10 protein-coding genes are annotated in these 15526 nt (G+C 74.5%); 2 read left to right on the top strand and 8 right to left on the bottom strand.

Annotated elements, in window-relative coordinates; genetic code table 11:
• Positions 1-61 precede the first annotated feature (61 nt).
• Entirely contained in the window at positions 62-1387 is a 1326-nt protein-coding gene (locus tag NHG27_RS12015; protein WP_497016440.1) for an ABC transporter substrate-binding protein, read from the bottom strand.
• Between the two features lie 250 nt (positions 1388-1637).
• Positions 1638-2144 carry a DUF2505 domain-containing protein gene (locus NHG27_RS12010; RefSeq protein WP_193718877.1) on the bottom strand — a complete coding sequence of 169 codons (507 nt, stop codon included), beginning with the start codon at positions 2142-2144 and terminating at the stop codon, positions 1638-1640.
• Between the two features lie 123 nt (positions 2145-2267).
• Between NHG27_RS12010 and NHG27_RS12005 the strand changes: the two genes are divergently transcribed.
• Positions 2268-3755, top strand: a complete 1488-nt coding sequence (locus NHG27_RS12005) for a sensor histidine kinase (RefSeq protein ID WP_193719017.1) — start codon at positions 2268-2270, stop codon at positions 3753-3755.
• Positions 3756-3863: 108 nt separating this feature from the next.
• Here the strand turns inward: NHG27_RS12005 and NHG27_RS12000 are convergent, their stop codons facing one another.
• Positions 3864-4112, bottom strand: coding sequence for a WhiB family transcriptional regulator (locus NHG27_RS12000; RefSeq protein WP_030150075.1), 249 nt, complete (start codon positions 4110-4112; stop codon positions 3864-3866).
• A 221-nt stretch (positions 4113-4333) separates the two neighbouring features.
• Between NHG27_RS12000 and NHG27_RS11995 the strand changes: the two genes are divergently transcribed.
• On the top strand, positions 4334-4807 hold the full coding sequence (locus NHG27_RS11995; protein ID WP_193718876.1) for a hypothetical protein: 474 nt from the start codon (positions 4334-4336) through the stop codon (positions 4805-4807).
• Positions 4808-4810: 3 nt separating this feature from the next.
• Here NHG27_RS11995 and NHG27_RS11990 read toward each other — a convergent pair whose 3' ends face one another.
• The 5 genes from NHG27_RS11990 to NHG27_RS11970 form a co-directional block, all read right to left on the bottom strand.
• A complete protein-coding gene (locus NHG27_RS11990; RefSeq protein WP_497016439.1) occupies positions 4811-9193 on the bottom strand; it encodes an FtsK/SpoIIIE domain-containing protein in 4383 nt (1460 codons plus the stop codon).
• Positions 9194-9305: 112 nt separating this feature from the next.
• Entirely contained in the window at positions 9306-11954 is a 2649-nt protein-coding gene (locus NHG27_RS11985) for an ABC transporter permease (RefSeq protein ID WP_497016438.1), read from the bottom strand.
• Between the two features lie 23 nt (positions 11955-11977).
• Positions 11978-12814: an ABC transporter ATP-binding protein gene (locus tag NHG27_RS11980; protein WP_193718873.1), complete on the bottom strand. Its 837-nt coding sequence runs from the start codon at positions 12812-12814 to the stop codon at positions 11978-11980.
• A 286-nt stretch (positions 12815-13100) separates the two neighbouring features.
• Positions 13101-13823: a response regulator gene (locus NHG27_RS11975; protein WP_193718872.1), complete on the bottom strand. Its 723-nt coding sequence runs from the start codon at positions 13821-13823 to the stop codon at positions 13101-13103.
• Complete coding sequence (locus tag NHG27_RS11970) at positions 13820-15427, bottom strand: sensor histidine kinase (protein WP_497016437.1); 1608 nt, start codon at positions 15425-15427, stop codon at positions 13820-13822. The genes NHG27_RS11975 and NHG27_RS11970 overlap by 4 nt, the downstream gene beginning before the upstream one ends.
• Positions 15428-15526: the final 99 nt, after the last annotated feature.

The following is a 15526-nucleotide window of genomic DNA, read 5'->3' as shown; positions in this document are numbered from 1 at the left end:
GGGGGGGGGGGGGGGGGGGGGGGGGGGGCCCCCCGGGGGGGGCCCCCCCCCCCGCGCCGGATCAGCTCAGGCCCAGGTCCTTGAAGGCCTGGACGGCCTTGTCCCACGAGGCCTTGGCCTCGTCGGTCTTCTCGACGTCGACGCGCTTGATGGCGTCCTGGACGGTCTGGTGGATCGAGAAGTAGTTGGCGCCCTTGAACGGGGCACCGTCGATCGCGAGAGCACGGTTCACGAAGATGCTGCCGACGGGAGCCGCGTTGAAGAAGTCGTTGGTGAACGTCTGCACGGCCTCGGACTCCTGCGCCTCGATCTGCGAGGGGAAGGTGCCGGCGTTCTCGAAGGCCGTGGTCTGCTGGGCCGGGTCGGTCAGCCAGGCGGCGAGCTCCTTGGCGGCCTCGGCGTTCTTGCCGGAGGCGGGCACCGTGAGGAACGAGCCGCCCCAGTTGAGGCCGCCGCCGGGGAAGACGTCAGCGACGTTCCAGCCGGTCACGCCGCCCGAGCGCTCCTCGACCGGTCCGGTCATCCACGCGGGGCAGATCATGGTCGCGAAGCCGTTGTTCTGGAACGCGGCGTCCCAGTCGGGGCTCCACTGCTCGAGGCCGGCGGACAGGCCGTTCGTGGTCGACTGCTCGACGACGGTCGTGTAGATGTCCTGGATCTCGGTGTTCGTCGAGAGGTCCTTGGGCGTGCCGTCGGACTCCTCGTAGGCGTTGTCGATCTGGTTGACCATGCCCTGGGAGATCGACATCGCGCTGTCGTACCAGGCGCCGCCGCCCGCGGCCTTGAACGCCGTGCCCGCGGCGAAGTAGTCGTCCCAGGTGGCGTCGGCGCCGCCGAGGAGCTCGGCGACCGCGGCCGGGTCGGAGGGCAGCCCGGCGGCCTCGAACAGGTCGCCGCGGTAGCAGATCGCGCTCGGGCCGATGTCGGTGCCGTAGCCGATGACCTTGCCGTCGGTGGTCGTGGCCTGCTGGACCTTCCAGTCGACCCAGCGCCCGTCGAGCGCGGGGTCGGCGAGGTCCGTGAAGAGGTCGGGGTACTCCATGAGCTCGGGGAGCCAGTCGACCTCGATGGCCTCGATGTCGGCCAGTCCCTCGCCGCCGGCGGCGAGCTTGGTCGTCATGTTGGTGCGGGCGTCCTCGGCCTTGGCGGCCTTGGTCTGCTTGACCTCGACGTCCGGGTGCTCCGCGGTGTAGGCGTCGAGGAGCTCCTGGGTGTAGCCGAAGTCGTTGAACGTCGCGACGGTCAGGGTGATCTTCCCGCCGGCGGCGGTGTCGTCGTCGGACCCGCCGGAGCCCGAGGAGCACGCGGTCAGGGTCAGGGCGAGGGTCGCGAGTCCGGCGACTGCGACGGTGGTCCGGGAACGGGTCGAACGAGTGCTGCTCAGCACGGTGACTCCCTTGTCGGTGATCGGATGGCAGCGCTCCCATCCTCACTGAGTGGTAGCGCTTCCACGAAGTGCCACGATGGTTGCCGGTGGCTTCTTCGGATGTCAACCTCGCGAGATGACGCAGAGGTGTGGAAACGCTCCCACGCGAATATCCTCGCAGGTCAGAGCGTTTTGGTGTCAGATCGCGTGCCCGAATCGTTATCGGTTACCGACCGCCTGGAAGGGATTGCGCCGGGCTGCTGCGGGCCGCTCAGGGGGCCGTGAGCCACTCCACGCCGGCCTGCTCCTCGGACTCGAGGGTCGCCCGGACCGCTCCTGCCGCGGCCTCCTCGACCGCGGCTGCGAACAGCGGGACCGTGGCCTTGAGCTCGCCCTCGTACGAGTGGCGGGTGCGTCCGTCCGGCAGCTGCTCGAGCGAGACCGTCCCGGTCATCCTGACCGGGGCCCCCGTGATCTCGAGCGAGACCGTGCCGCGCCGCCTGCCGTCCGTGGCGGGCTCCCAGACCTCCGCCTGGCGGACCTCGAGCGCGTTGCCGACGAACGCACGAAGGTGTGCCGGGATCTGGTCCGTGGGCAGCGTGCGCCGGACGACCACCGAGAAGCCCTCGTCGACCGACCCCGTCACGTCGGCAAGGTCCACGAGGCTCTGCGGGCCCCCCGTGCGCTGTGCGCGCCACCGGACGAACGCCTCGCTCGCGAGCATCCGGGTGACGTCGTCGAGGCCGGCGGGGTAGTGCAGATCGACGCTCAGGTGCACAGGATCTCCTCGGGACGCGCTGACCGGCGCGCAAGGTGCGCCAGGACGTCAGACTCTACCCAAGGAAGCGCCCCGATCCCGTGAAGGCGCCCGCACCTGCGTACGCTGGAGCCCGTGTCTGCCATGAGTGACTTGATCTCCCGCCACGCCGAGCTGTCGCCTGCCGACAACGAGTGGCTGCACCTCCTCGTCGGCGACTGGCAGGTCATCTCCGACCTGGCGTTCGCCGACCTCGTCCTGTGGCTGCCCACGGGCGACGGGAACTTCGTCGCGGTGTCCCAGTGCCGGCCCAGCACGGGCGCCACGGTGCACTACGACGACATCGTCGGCTCCCTCGCCCCCGACGGGCAGCGCCCCCAGCTCGAGCGCGCCCTCTCGGAGGCCCGCTCGCAGCGGTCGCGCGAGCCGCGCTGGTTCGGGGCCTACGCGGTGCGCGAGGAGGCCATCCCCGTCGTGCACAACGGTCGCGCGATCGCCGTCGTGGCCCGTCAGACCAACCTCGGCAGCGGCCGGACGCCCAGCCGGCTCGAGCTCAACTACGTCGAGGCCGCCGACGACCTCATCGCCATGGTCTCGCGCGGCGAGTTCCCCGCGCCGAACGCGGCGACCGGGCCGCGGCGAGGTGCGCCTCGTGTGGGAGACGGTCTGATCCGGCTCAACTCCGAGGGCGAGGTCCTGTACGCGAGCCCCAACGCCTTGAGCTGCTTCCACCGGCTCGGCGTGATCGGCCCCCTGGTCGGGCGCTCGCTCATCGAGGTCACGACCGACCTGATCGAGCACCAGACCCCGGTCGACGAGTCCCTGCCGCTCGTCGTCATGGGCCGTGCGCCCTGGCGGACGGACATCGAGGCGCGAGGGGTCGCGCTGTCCTTGCGTGCGCTGCCGCTCACCGAGTCGGGTCAGCGGATCGGTGCGGTGCTGCTGTGCCGCGACGTGTCAGAGCTGCGCCGCCGGGAGCGCGAGCTCATCACCAAGGACGCGACCATCCGGGAGATCCACCACCGCGTCAAGAACAACCTGCAGACCGTCGCGGCGCTCCTGCGCCTGCAGGCGCGCCGCATGGACGTCCCCGAGGCGCGCGCCGCGCTCGAGGAGGCCATGCGTCGGGTCGCGACCATCGCGCTGGTCCACGAGACCCTGTCGCAGACCCTCGACGAGGAGGTCGAGTTCGACGACATGGGCGGGCGGGCGCTGCGCCTGGCCGCGGACGTCGCGTCGGCCGACACCAAGGTCCGCACCGTGCAGACCGGCAGCTTCGGGCTGGTCCCGGCCGAGGACGCGACCCCGCTCGCGCTCGTGCTCACCGAGCTCGTGACGAACGCGGTCGAGCACGGGCTCGCGGGGCGCAAGGACGGGACGGTCGAGATCGACGCCCGGCGCAGCGGCTCGGCGCTGAGGATCGTGGTCGCGGACGACGGCGTGGGCATGGGGGTGCCGGGGACGGACCCGTCGGAGAAGCCCAAGAAGAGCGGGCTGGGGTCGCAGATCGTCGCGACGCTCGTCACCAACGAGCTGGGCGGGACGATCGAGTGGTCCGCCCGTCCAGGGGGTGGGACGCAGGTCGTCCTGGAGCTCGTCCTGCGTGACGGCGGTGGCTCGCGGCAGGGATGACCCGGGTGCCCGGCGGCGAGGACTGGCGGGCGCAATTGCCTTCCCGAGGGCAACATAAAGGGCCGTCACCTGCAGGTGACGGCCCTTTATGAGAAAAGTATGTGAAGCTCAGCCTGCGCGGCGGGCGCGAGCCGTGCGACGCTTGAGAGCGCGGCGCTCGTCCTCGGACAGGCCACCCCAGACGCCCGCGTCCTGGCCGGACTCGAGTGCCCACTTGAGGCAGGTGTCGACGACGTCGCAGCGGCGGCACACGGCCTTCGCCTCTTCGATCTGGAGAAGAGCAGGACCGGTGTTCCCGATCGGGAAGAACAGCTCCGGGTCTTCTTCCAGGCAGGCAGCGCGGTGGCGCCAGTCCATGTGAGGTCTCCTTGGCATGGCGAGCAAGGCCTCAATGTGAATGTGTCGGACGCACGTCCACAAAGGGCTTCATGCTCAGGTGGGGGATAATTGATGCTTGAACTAGGTTCACATCTCGTGAAGCCCAGCACAAGGGGTTACCGGAAAGTTTCTTCGGGGTGAACCGTGAGGTCTTGGTCACACTTCGGTGAAGGTGCTGGTCACGCGTACGCTGGGTGGTCGTGGCACCTGTGAGCACCCCGAATCAATCCACCCCCGACCCCTCCGAGGAGGGAGCCGGCCCCAGGGCGACGCTCCCGGCCGGGGCACGACCTCCCGCGCTGTGGGTCGTGGTCGCGGGCATCGCGGTCGAGGCGCTCGTGCTCGCCGCGGCCGCGGCACTCGTGCTCGTCGAGCTCCTCCGCGGTGGCTCGCTGTCGGCCGGGGTCTCGATCTTCCTCGTCCTGTTCGCCGCCGGGGTCGCCGCGGTCCTCGTGGCGAGCGCCCGTGGGCTGCTGCGCGGGCAGCGGTGGGCGAGGTCCCCCGTGGCCACCTGGCAGCTCCTCCAGGTCGTGGTCGCCTTCAGCTGGCTGCAGTACCAGGTCACCCCGGGCGGGATCGGGACCATGGCCCTGGCGCTGACGGTCCTCGTGGGGCTCATGCTGCGCCCCGTCGTGGTCGCCACGACCAGGGACTCGGTCCGCACCGACGGCTGACGGTCAGGACGGACCGGCACGCGGGACGGGGATCGTCCCGGCCGCCGCCGGCAGGCCCACCACCGTGGGCGCCGTGACCTGGACGGGCACGAGCTCACCGCCGCGGACCGCGACCGCGCGACCAGGGGTGCCGCCGTCGGGGTCGACCACCGTGCCCAGCGAACGACCGAACACGTCGCCGCTGCCGCGCTCCTCGGGGGCGAGGACGAGTCCGCTCTGCCGCCCGCGCACCTCGGCCACCGGCCCGCGGTGAGCCGTCGCCGCTGCGGTGGTCGACGCCGACGCGAGCAGCACGACCCCCGCCCTGGCCAGCTCCGTGAGGACCTCGGCCTCGACGGGCGAGGACTGGGCGACCAGGTCGAGGTCGTCGACCACCACGACGTCACCCGGGACCAGGCCCGCCTGCGGCAACGACCGGAGGGCGGCCGTGACCTCGTGCGGCGGGAGCAGGCCGACGGCCGTGACGAGGCGGCGCCCGGCCGGGCCCCCGGCAGGGGCCTCGCCCGTCCCGACGCCGTCATGTCGCACGAGGCGCTCGAACCGGTCGTCGCGCGACAGCACGGCCCGCAGCCGGCCCGTCGCGCGCGCGTGGTCGGCGAGCAGCAGCAGCGCGCTGCTGCGTCCGCTGCCGGACGGGCCCACGACGAGGGCGCCGCGCGCGACGTCGAGGTGGACCGGGCCCGCGTGGTCGCCGCCCAGCCCGACGACGACGTGCCCCGCACGGGCGTCCGACTCCTGCAGAGGTCCCGGCCGGTCTGGGATCCCTGCCCCGGGAGCGTGCCGGGGGAGGGGCAGGAGCCGCAGCGGAAGGCCGCGCCCCGCGCCGTCGTCGGGTGCCGCGTCGTCGGGCGCCGCGTCCCCGGCCGCCCGGGCCTCGGGCGCAGGGAAGGTGTCCACGACCACCTGGCACTCGACCGGCCCGCCGGGCCCCAGCCACACCGCTCGCCCCGGACGCCCGCCGCGACCGGCGAACCGTGACGGCACGCCGTGCGCGACGTCGTCGGGCACGGCGTCCGAGCACAGCACGAGGCGCGGGCCCACCCGCTGCGCGAGCCCGGCCAGACCCGGGCTGCTGCCCGCGACCGCGACGTGGAGTCCGCGCGCTGGCCCCTCGCCGAGCAGCCTGCCGAGCACGCCGTCACCTGCGCCCTGCGGCAGGCGGGCGAGGGACGAGCGGAGGTCCTCCACGTCGTCCACGACGACGAGGGTCGGAGCCCCACCCTCGCGGCGCAGCAGCAGGTCGACGAGTCGGGCGATGCGCCGCGGGTCGTGCAAGGGCACGAGCGTCCCGCACCGCGGGTGGTCCCGCAGACCCTCGACGAGGTCGGCGGCCTCGGCCACGACGTGGACGTCCCACCCCCGGTCGAGCCCCGCGACGGCGACCGACCGCAAGGCCGTCGACCGGCCGGACCGGGGACGTCCGACGACCGCGAGATGCCCGTCGCCGGGGCGCCACACGACCGTGCCCCGGCGCTGCTCGTCGGGCAGGTCGGACAGGGCGAGGGGCAGCTCGTGGCGGGAGGCCCGGCCGGGGAGCGCGCGGCCCGGCAGGTCCGACGGCGTCACGCGGCCCGGCAGGGCGGGCAGCCAGGGTGCGGCGTGGGCGGGCAGGGACGCACGGCTCGCGGCCTCGACGGCGGCGTCGACCAGGAGCGACACCACGTCGGTCGGGTCGGCGGTCGGGCCGGGAGCCAGGGCGGTGACCGATCCCCACCGCTCTGCCGGACGCACACGCGCGGCACGGGTGGTCGGCAGGGTGCCCGCGTGCGCACCCTGGACGGCGAGCGGCGGCTCGTTCCCGCGCCGCAGCACCACCCTCCCCGGCCGGTTCGCCGGGATCAGGGCGGCGTGCGGTGCGTCGATCACGTCGCGGGAGTCGCCCGGGTCGATCTGGCGCAGCGCCAGCCGCAACGAGATGTTGGCCCGCATGTCTGCGGTCACGGCCCCTGCGGGGCGCTGCGTCGCCAGGACGAGGTGCACCCCGAGGGACCGGCCCTGGGCCGCGAGGCGCAGCAGGCCGGGCAGGAACTCGGGGAGGTCGTCGGCGAGCGCCCGGAACTCGTCGACCACCACGACGAGGCGAGGCAGCACACCCGCGGGCAGGTCGTCGAGGGCGCGGGCGCCGGCCTCCGCGACGACGTGCTCACGGCGTCGCAGCTCGGCCCGCAGGCCGGCGAGCGCGCGGCCCGCGAGGCCGGGCTCGAGGTCGGTGACCTGCCCGACGACGTGCGGCAGGTGCACGCAGCGACCGAAGCCCGCACCTCCCTTGAAGTCGACGAGGGTGATCGCGAGGTCCCGCGGGCTGGTCGTGAGCGCCAGCCCCAGGACGAGGGACTGGAGCAGCTCGGACTTGCCCGCCCCCGTGGTCCCCGAGACCAGGGCGTGAGGGCCGTCGCGGACCAGGTCGAGGTGGACCGTGCCGCCCTGCGCGTCGGTGCCCAGCGGGACGGCCAGGCCCGGGCGGGGCGCTCCGCCAGCCGCGGCCCACCTGGCGCCCACCCACGCGGTCGGCGGACCGCAGGCCGGGGTGACGGGGGCCTCCAGGAGCGCCGCGAGCGACACGGACTCGGCGAGGCCGGGGTGCGCGGGATCCGCCCGGTCCGCGGACGCCTCGGCGGTGGTCCCGTCCGGCCAGCGCCCGAGGCCGTGCGCGGCCGCGACGTGCCGCGCGTACCGTTCGGCCCAGGACTCACCGACCCCGACCAGGGGCGCGGGCTCCACCGTGCCGTCCGCCAGGCGCCAGGCCTGGGCGGTCGTGTCGAGGACCGTGCGGCACCAGGCGGGGACCGCGCGGCCGTCGGCGGCGACGAGGATCAGCCGGTCCGGGCCGTCCCGGCGCGCCCACCAGTCCTCGAGGGCCGCCGAGAGCCCTGCGACCGAGGCGCCGTCCTCGCCGGGGACCTCCACGACGACCACCCGGGCGTCGCGGCCGGGCCGGTCGGCCTGCCTCTCACGGACGAGCGGCCCCGACAGGTGCCTGCGCGACCCGGGCAGCCAGCGCAGCCAGGACCAGCACGGTGCGAGGTCGTCCGGGACGACCGCCACGACCTCGGCCCCGGACGCGACCTGCGCGAGGAGCAGGGCGCGGGCAGCGGCGAGACGAGGCTCCCGGGGCCCGACGACCGCGACGCACCCGTCGGGGAGCCGGACCCCCTGGGCCGCCGGCACAGGCACGGGCACCTGCGCCTGGGCCGACGTCGGCGCCGACCCGAGGACCGGCGTCGTGGGCGGTGCGCCGGCGCCGCGGGGCCGTCCGCCCGGGACGGCAGGCGCCGGTGCGGACGTCTCGGCCGCGTGATGGGCGGCCACCGCACCCGTCATGAGGTCGGCCGGGCACGGCTGCGGATACCGGGCACGGTCGAGGAGGTGCCCGAGCACCGGGGCACGTGCGGCGTCAGGCCCGGGGGCGGGCGCACCGCGTTCCGTCCCCGGGAGCGCGCGGGGTGGGACCGCGGTGGCCCCGCTCCCTCCACGACCCTCGACCGGGGCGAGGGCACCGGCCGAGCGACCGCGACGGCGTCGGGCCAGGAGCAGCGGGACCACCAGCGTGAGGGGGCCCACCAGCGCGAGCAGCGCGAACACGGGCTGGCGCATGCTCGCCGCGAGGGCGAGCGAACCGACCGCCGGAGTGACGGCCAGCGCGAGCGAGGACGGACCGAGGCCCTCGCGCGGGCCCGGACCCTCCGGTGCGGGGAGCCCGCTCGTGACCCCCCACTCCTCGAGGTGAGGGCGGGGGCGCAGGTCGTACGTCGTCGTGCCCACGCGCAGCACGTGGCCCGGACGCCAGGGCCGGGCCGGCCCGCGCAGCGCCCCGCGCGCCCTCCTTCCGGGCGGTTCCCACCGGACCTGCGGGCCCGGGGCGCGGCGTCGCCGACCGGCAGTGCGGGCACCGGTACGCCCACGCACCCGCGCCACGACCCGGGGGAGCGGGTCCGCCTCACGAGGGCGCGCACCCCACGGACGACGCGGCACCACCGCCGTCACGACGACCGACGGACCGGTCCCGTCCCCCAGGACGAGCGGGGCCCGCGGGGACAGCGGCAGGAGCCCTCCGCACCCTGACCCCGAGAGGACCGCGACGTGCCACGCAGCGCGCAGCGCGGCGACCTCCGGGTCTGGTGCGGGGGAGGCGCTCGCGGCCTGCGTGCGGGCGGTCGCGTGCGTGCGCCCCGGAGGGCCTTGCTGCCCCGCGTGCAGGGTCGCGCCGGGCAGCAGCGGACGCGTCCCGACGCGGTGGTCCTCGCCGAGCGGGACCCCGTCGACCACGAGCGGGGCGCTCGCGAGCTCGGGCCGGCACGTGACGCGGGCGAGCTCCGGGCGGAGGTCTCCCAGACGCTGCCCGGGGGTCACGTCGAGGTCGACGCCTGGGTGGACGGTGATGCGCACGCCAGGATCATGGCCGCCCGCGCAGGTCCTGCGCAGACGGCGACGGCGTGCCTGTGGACGAGGAGATCGTCCACAGGCACGCCGTCGGGCACGATGCCCTGGGTTGCCGGGGTCAGTCGACCGCGAGCGCCTCCACGGGGGAGGTGCGGGCGGCGGCCCGGCCCGGGATCACCGACGCCAGGAGACCGGCGACGAGCGCCACGACCAGGACCAGGGCGACGTCGCGCCACGGCACGGCCAGGGTCACGTCGCCCATGACGGCGAGCGCCGACGAGGCGCCGGCCCAGCCGTACAGGACACCGAGCACGATGCCGAGGACCGCACCCACTCCGGCGATCAGCATGCCCTCGATGGCCAGCATCCAGCGCAGCTGGGACCGGCTCAGGCCGATGGCCCGCAGGGTCGCGGACTCGCGGCGGCGCTCGATGACGGACAGCGACAGGGTGTTCGCCACGCCGATCAGCGCGATCACGACGGCGACCGCGAGGAGGCCGACGATGACGCCGAGGATCGTGTCGACGACCTTCTGGTACATCGCCCGCTCGACCGCCGCCCCGGTGACGTCGATGGGGAGGTCGGTCTCGGCGAGAGCGTCCTGGAGGGCGGGCACCACGGACGCGGCGTCGTTGACGTCGGCCAGGCCGACCCAGGCGCTCGTGACAGGTGTCCCCGTCGCGACGCCCTCGAGCGTCTGCGGCGTGACGAGCAGGGCACGTCCACCCATCGGGGTCACGAGCGCCTCGAGGGTCGCGGGCGTCCCCTGGGGGTTCGCGTCCTCGGGGAGCTCTGCGGCGGTCAGCACGAGCTCTTCGCCCGACGAGATGCCCCAGTCCTCGGCGACCCCCGCCGGGACGACGACCGTGCCGGGGGCCAGGCCCTCGACGGCCGCCTTGTCACGCACGAGCGCGGCTGCCCCGTCGGGGTCGACACCGCGCGCGAGGAACGTGATGTCGTCGCCGTCGAGCGCGACCGTGACCGACGTCGCCGTGAGCGGGACGACGGACTCGACTCCCTCGACCTTCTCGGCCGTGCCGATCGTGGACTGCGGGAGCGCGACGGGTTGGTTGCCGCCGTACTCGTCGTAGCCGTCGGTCGCGAGCGAGACGTCCACGGGGTAGCGACCGTCGAGCTCGTCGTTCATGCTCATCCGGGCGCTCACGGCCCCGGTCGACATCATGGCCACGAGCGTCACGCCGATGAGGAGCGCGGTGCTCGTCGCGGCGGTGCGGCGCGGGTTGCGCAGCGTGTTCGCGGCCGCGAGCTTGGCCGTGCTGCCCGAGCCCGTCAGGACCTTGCCCACGAGGCTCACGACCTTGGGGAGCCAGAAGATCGCCCCCACGAGGACGCCCACGAACGACGCAGCGCCACCGGCGGTCGAGGCGAGCAGGCCCGCCTCCGCGCTGCCCTGCTGCCCCAGGAGGACTCCCATGACCAGGAGGCCCGCACCGCCGACGACCAGGATCGACGAGATCGCGAGGCGGACGCGGCCTGCGCCCGACGCGAGGGTCGGTGCGTCGGAGGGGCGCAGCGCGGCGAGCGGGGCGACCCGGGTCGCGGCGCGTGCCGGCGAGAACGAGGCGACGAGCGTCACAACGGTGCCCACGAGCAGCGGGACGAGGAGCGCGACGGGCGTGACCTGGACGAGCGAGGGCAGCGGGATGCCGAGGTCCATGCTGCCCGCGACGGTCAGCGCGAGCTGGACGATCCCGATGCCGAACACGATGCCGGCGACCGAGGCGACCACGCCCAGGATCATGGCCTCGAGCAGGACCGAGCGTGCGAGCTGCTTGCGGTCGGCACCGACGCAGCGCAGGAGCGCGAGCGTCCGGGTGCGCTGGGCGACGAGCACCTGGAAGGTGTTCGCGATGACCAGGGCCGCGACGAGCAGCGCGATCGCCGCGAACGTGAGGATCACGTAGGTGAAGACGTCCTCGCCGCCCGTCATCTGGGCGGCCTGCTCCTTGGCGTACTCGGCGCTCGTCCAGACCTCGGTGTCGCCCGCGAGCGAGCCCGTGACGCTCGACCGGACGGCTTCCAGGTCGGCACCGGGCACCAGGGCGACCAGCACCGCGCCGTACGCGGTCGTCGACTCGCCCGGGGCGTAGCTCTCGGCCTCCCAGGCGGTCAGGTCCTCGTTCGACAGGACGCCCGCGCCGCCCACCTGGGCGTACGCGCCCATCGGGTCGTCGAGGGTCCCGACGAGGATCAGCTCCTCGTTCGTGTCGACGTAGGTCCCCGCGGGCGTCTCCTCGCCGGGAGCGGTCTCGTCGGTCGGGGTGGTCTCGCTCGCGTCGGCGGTCGCTCCGTCCTCCGCGCCGGGCGTCCACACCATGCGCACGACCGTCACGGAGTCGCCGAGCCCGAGCCCGAGCCGCTCGGTGACGTCGGACGGCAGGGCGATCTCGCCCGAGCGTGAGGGCATCGCGCCCTCGACGAGCTCCTGGGCCTCGAAGCGCGGGTCCGAGGCGGTCGGGACGACGACCTGGTAGGTGCGCTTGCCCCCCGAGACGAGCTCGAAGGCGCGCAGGACCTGCGGGTCGGCGGCCTCGACGCCCTCGGTCCTGCGGATCTCCGCGAGGCCCGCCTCGTCGATGCCGGCGCTGCTCGCGACCACGAGGTCGGAGTCGGCGAACTGTGCGGCGATCGAGTCGGTCGTGATGCGGTTGATCACGTTCCCGGCGAGCAGCGTCGCCGTGAGGAAGGCGGTCCCGATGAGGATCGCGATGCCGGCGGCGCTGAGCCGCCCGATGCTTCGGCGCATCTGCGCCAGGGTGAGCCGGACCATCAGGCGCGCACCGCCGTCGAACCGGTCGGGCCGGCGGCGAGCGCGTCGGCGGGGTCGCCCTCGAGCGTGCGCAGGGCGTCGAGCCCGGCCAGGACGGACTCGGGGGTCGGGTCGTCGATGTCTCCGGCGATGCGCCCGTCCGCGATGAGGATGACCCGGTCCGCGTAGGCGGCGGCCGTCGGGTCGTGCGTGACCATGATGATGGTGCGGCCCAGCTCGCGGACCGAGCGGCGCAGGAAGCTCAGGACCTCGGCACCCGAGCGCGAGTCCAGGTTGCCCGTGGGCTCGTCCGCGAAGACGACCTCGGGCTTGGCGATGAGCGCGCGGGCGATGGCCACGCGCTGCTGCTGGCCGCCCGAGAGCTCGCTGGGGCGGTGCGTGAGGCGTGCACCCAGGCCCAGGGTCTGGACGAGGGTCGCGAGCCACTCCTTGTCGACCGTCCCGGACGCGAGCTCGATCGGCAGCGTGATGTTCTGCTCGGCCGTGAACATGGGTAGCAGGTTGAACGACTGGAAGACGAAGCCGACACGGTCGCGGCGCAGCCTCGTCAGCTCGTTGTCGCCGAGGGCCGTGATCTCGGTGTCGCCGATGAACCCCTGGCCGCTCGAGGCGGTGTCGAGCCCGGCGAGCAGGTGCATGAGCGTGGACTTGCCCGAGCCGGAGGGGCCCATGATCGCGGTGAACGCGCCCTTCTCGAAGTCCACGTCGACGCCGTCGAGGGCGCGCACGGTCGCCTCGCCCTTGCCGTAGAGCTTGGTCAGGGACCGGGCGCGCACGGCGGGCGTGCCTTGCGCCGGAGGGGTGCCGGGGATGGGCTGGTACACGGTGGTGTCCACGTCTGCTCCAGGGTGTTCGTCGTCGGTCTGCGCCGGTCCCGGGGCGGTGCGCGCGAGGCGTCCGGCGCCGGGACCGAGGGGGTGCGGGAGAGGGCTCAGGCCCTCGTTCCCACCTGATGACGACACTAGGAGCCGGGGCGGGGGCGACGCGTCCGGCGGGAGGCTGGTCCTGGGTGCTGCGGGGGTCATCCCGTGGTCGTACGCCGACCGGGCGCGCCTGCGCCGTCCGTCGCCCGGACGGGACGCGTCCCGGTCCGGACCGCCGGGGGACGGCGGCCCGACGACGTCACGCGCCCGGGCGCACCAGGCCCGTCTCGTAGGCGGTCACCACGGCCTGGACGCGGTCGCGTGCCCCGAGCTTGGCGAGGATCCGACCCACGTGCGTCTTGACGGTGGCCTCGGCGACGAACAGGTCGCTCGCGATCTCGGTGTTCGAGCGACCGCGGGCCATGAGCACCAGGACCTCGCGCTCGCGGTCGGTCAGCGAGGAGATCTGCGCCTGCGCACCCGTGTCGACGAGCTGCTCGGCGGGCAGCGCCACGACGAGGTGCTCGAGGAGCCGGCGCGTCGAGGACGGGGCGATCACGGCGTCTCCCGAGTGGACGGTGCGGATCGCGGCGAGCATCTCCTCGGGCGGGGCGTCCTTGAGGAGGAACCCGCTGGCCCCGGAGCGGATGGCCTCGAGGACGTACTCGTCGAGGTCGAAGGTGGTGAGCACGATGATCCGGGGCACGTGCTGCCCCTCGGCGGCCGCAGCGGTCAGCTGGGCCGTCGCCGCGAGCCCGTCGAGGTGGGGCATGCGCACGTCCATGAGCACGACGTCGACCGGGTGGTCCGCGAGGAGCCGCAGGGCCTGGAGCCCGTCGCCCGCCTCGACCGTGACCTGGAGGTCGGGCTGGGAGTCGATCACCATCCGGAACCCGGCGCGCACTAGCTGCTGGTCGTCGACGAGCGCGACCCGGATGGGGGCCTGCGCGGGGAGGTCGGGCGTGAAGAAGGTGGCGGTCATGGGTCCTGGCGATCGTCGGGTGCGGGTGGGGTCGTGCCGGTCGGGGTGCGTCGACCTATCCTGCCCGACGGCGGGGCGGGGGGCGGGCCCGGGGGCGGCGGCACGGGAGGCGGCGGGACCGGGACGGACCCCGCCGGACGGGGGCGGGCGTACGCCGTCGGGCGGTGGTGCCCCGCCGGGTCCGGGGGCGCCGCCGAGGCCGGGGGACCCGGGGGAGGCGGGGGCGCGGCGCCGTCGAGCCGGGGGATCGGCATGGTGAACCGCACGCGGAACCCGCCCCCGGGTCGGGGCCCCGTCGTGACGGCACCCCCGAAGATGGCCGCACGCTCCCGCATGCCGAGCAGGCCGTAGCCGGGGGCGTGCGAGCCGTCGGCCGAGGCGCCCCGACCGTCGTCGTCGACCGCGAGCTGGAGCACGTCGACGCCCCACGTGACGACGACCGTGACGGTCGGGTCGGGGCCCGCGTGCTTGAGGATGTTCGTGAGCGCCTCCTGGCACACCCGGTACACGGTCAGGCCGGCCCCCGGCGGCAGGGACCGCGGCGTGCCCATGCGGACCAGCGAGACCCGCATCCCGCTCTCGCGGACCTGGGAGACGAGGGACTCGAGGTCGGCGGAGTCCGGCTGGGGGGTGAGCTCCGGGCGGCGGACGGACCCGGTCGTCGTGGGCACGCTCCCGGACGCCGGGCCGGGCGCTCGCGGGCCGGGGCCCGCGGGACCGGACGGAGCCGTCCCTCCGGGGAGGGGGCGCGGCCTGTTGTTCAGACCCGGGGCGTGCGTGAGCTGCGCAGGGCCGGTCCCGGTGGCGGCGTCGAGGTCGTCGGTGCGCAGCACCCCGAGGAGCCTGCGCATGTCGGCGAGGGCGGCCCGGCCCGTCTCCGAGACGGTCGAGAGCGCACGGGTCGCGGCGGCGGGGTCGGTGGCGCCCGCGTACCGACCGCCGTCGGCCTGCGCGATGATCACGGACAACGAGTGCGCGACGATGTCGTGCATCTCGCGCGCGATGCGCGAGCGCTCCGCCGCCGTCGCGATCTGGGCCTGCTGGTCGCGCTCGACCTCGAGGCGCTCGGCACGGTCCACCAGGGCGTTGATGGTCTCCCGGCGCGACCTGCGCACCAGGCCGAACGCCCAGACGGCGAGGAAGCTCAGGGACGAGAGCATCGACGTGAAGACCAGGACGCCCGCGGCCTCGGCAGGGCTGCCTGCCTGCATGGCGATCGAGAGCCCCAGGACGAGCGACCCGGCGAGAGACGAGACCATCGCGGTGCGGTGCGCCCAGCGCGGGCCGTACACCGTGACCGAGTAGAGGGACACCAGGAGCAGGAGGTCCACCGGGAAGAGCGAGACGATCCCGAGGAGCATGTGCAGGAGCGCCGCGGAGTAGACGAGCACCGCCGACAGGGCGGGCCGGGTGCGGCGCCAGGGCAGCGGTGCGAGCATCAACGCGGAGAGCGCGGCCGTCTGGAGGCCGTTCTGGTACCCGCTCGAGAAGTTGAACGCGGCCGACGCCGGGACGAACGCGAGGCCGACGACGATCGTCGTGGTGAGGTCGACGCCGAACCGGTGCCGCTCCCACCACTTGCCCATGTTCTCGTACCAACCCATGCCCGCCAGCCTAGGTGGGGGCGTCCCGCCGGGGCGTCCACCCGTGGGCGGACGGGACGCACGACCGGCGGGGGACCCGGCCCCTCGTGACCACCTGTG

It is taken from the genome of Oerskovia sp. 140933 (genome assembly GCF_059651515.1).
The sequence above is the reverse complement of the archived record's forward strand: the minus strand, read 5'-3'. Positions and strand labels throughout refer to the sequence as shown.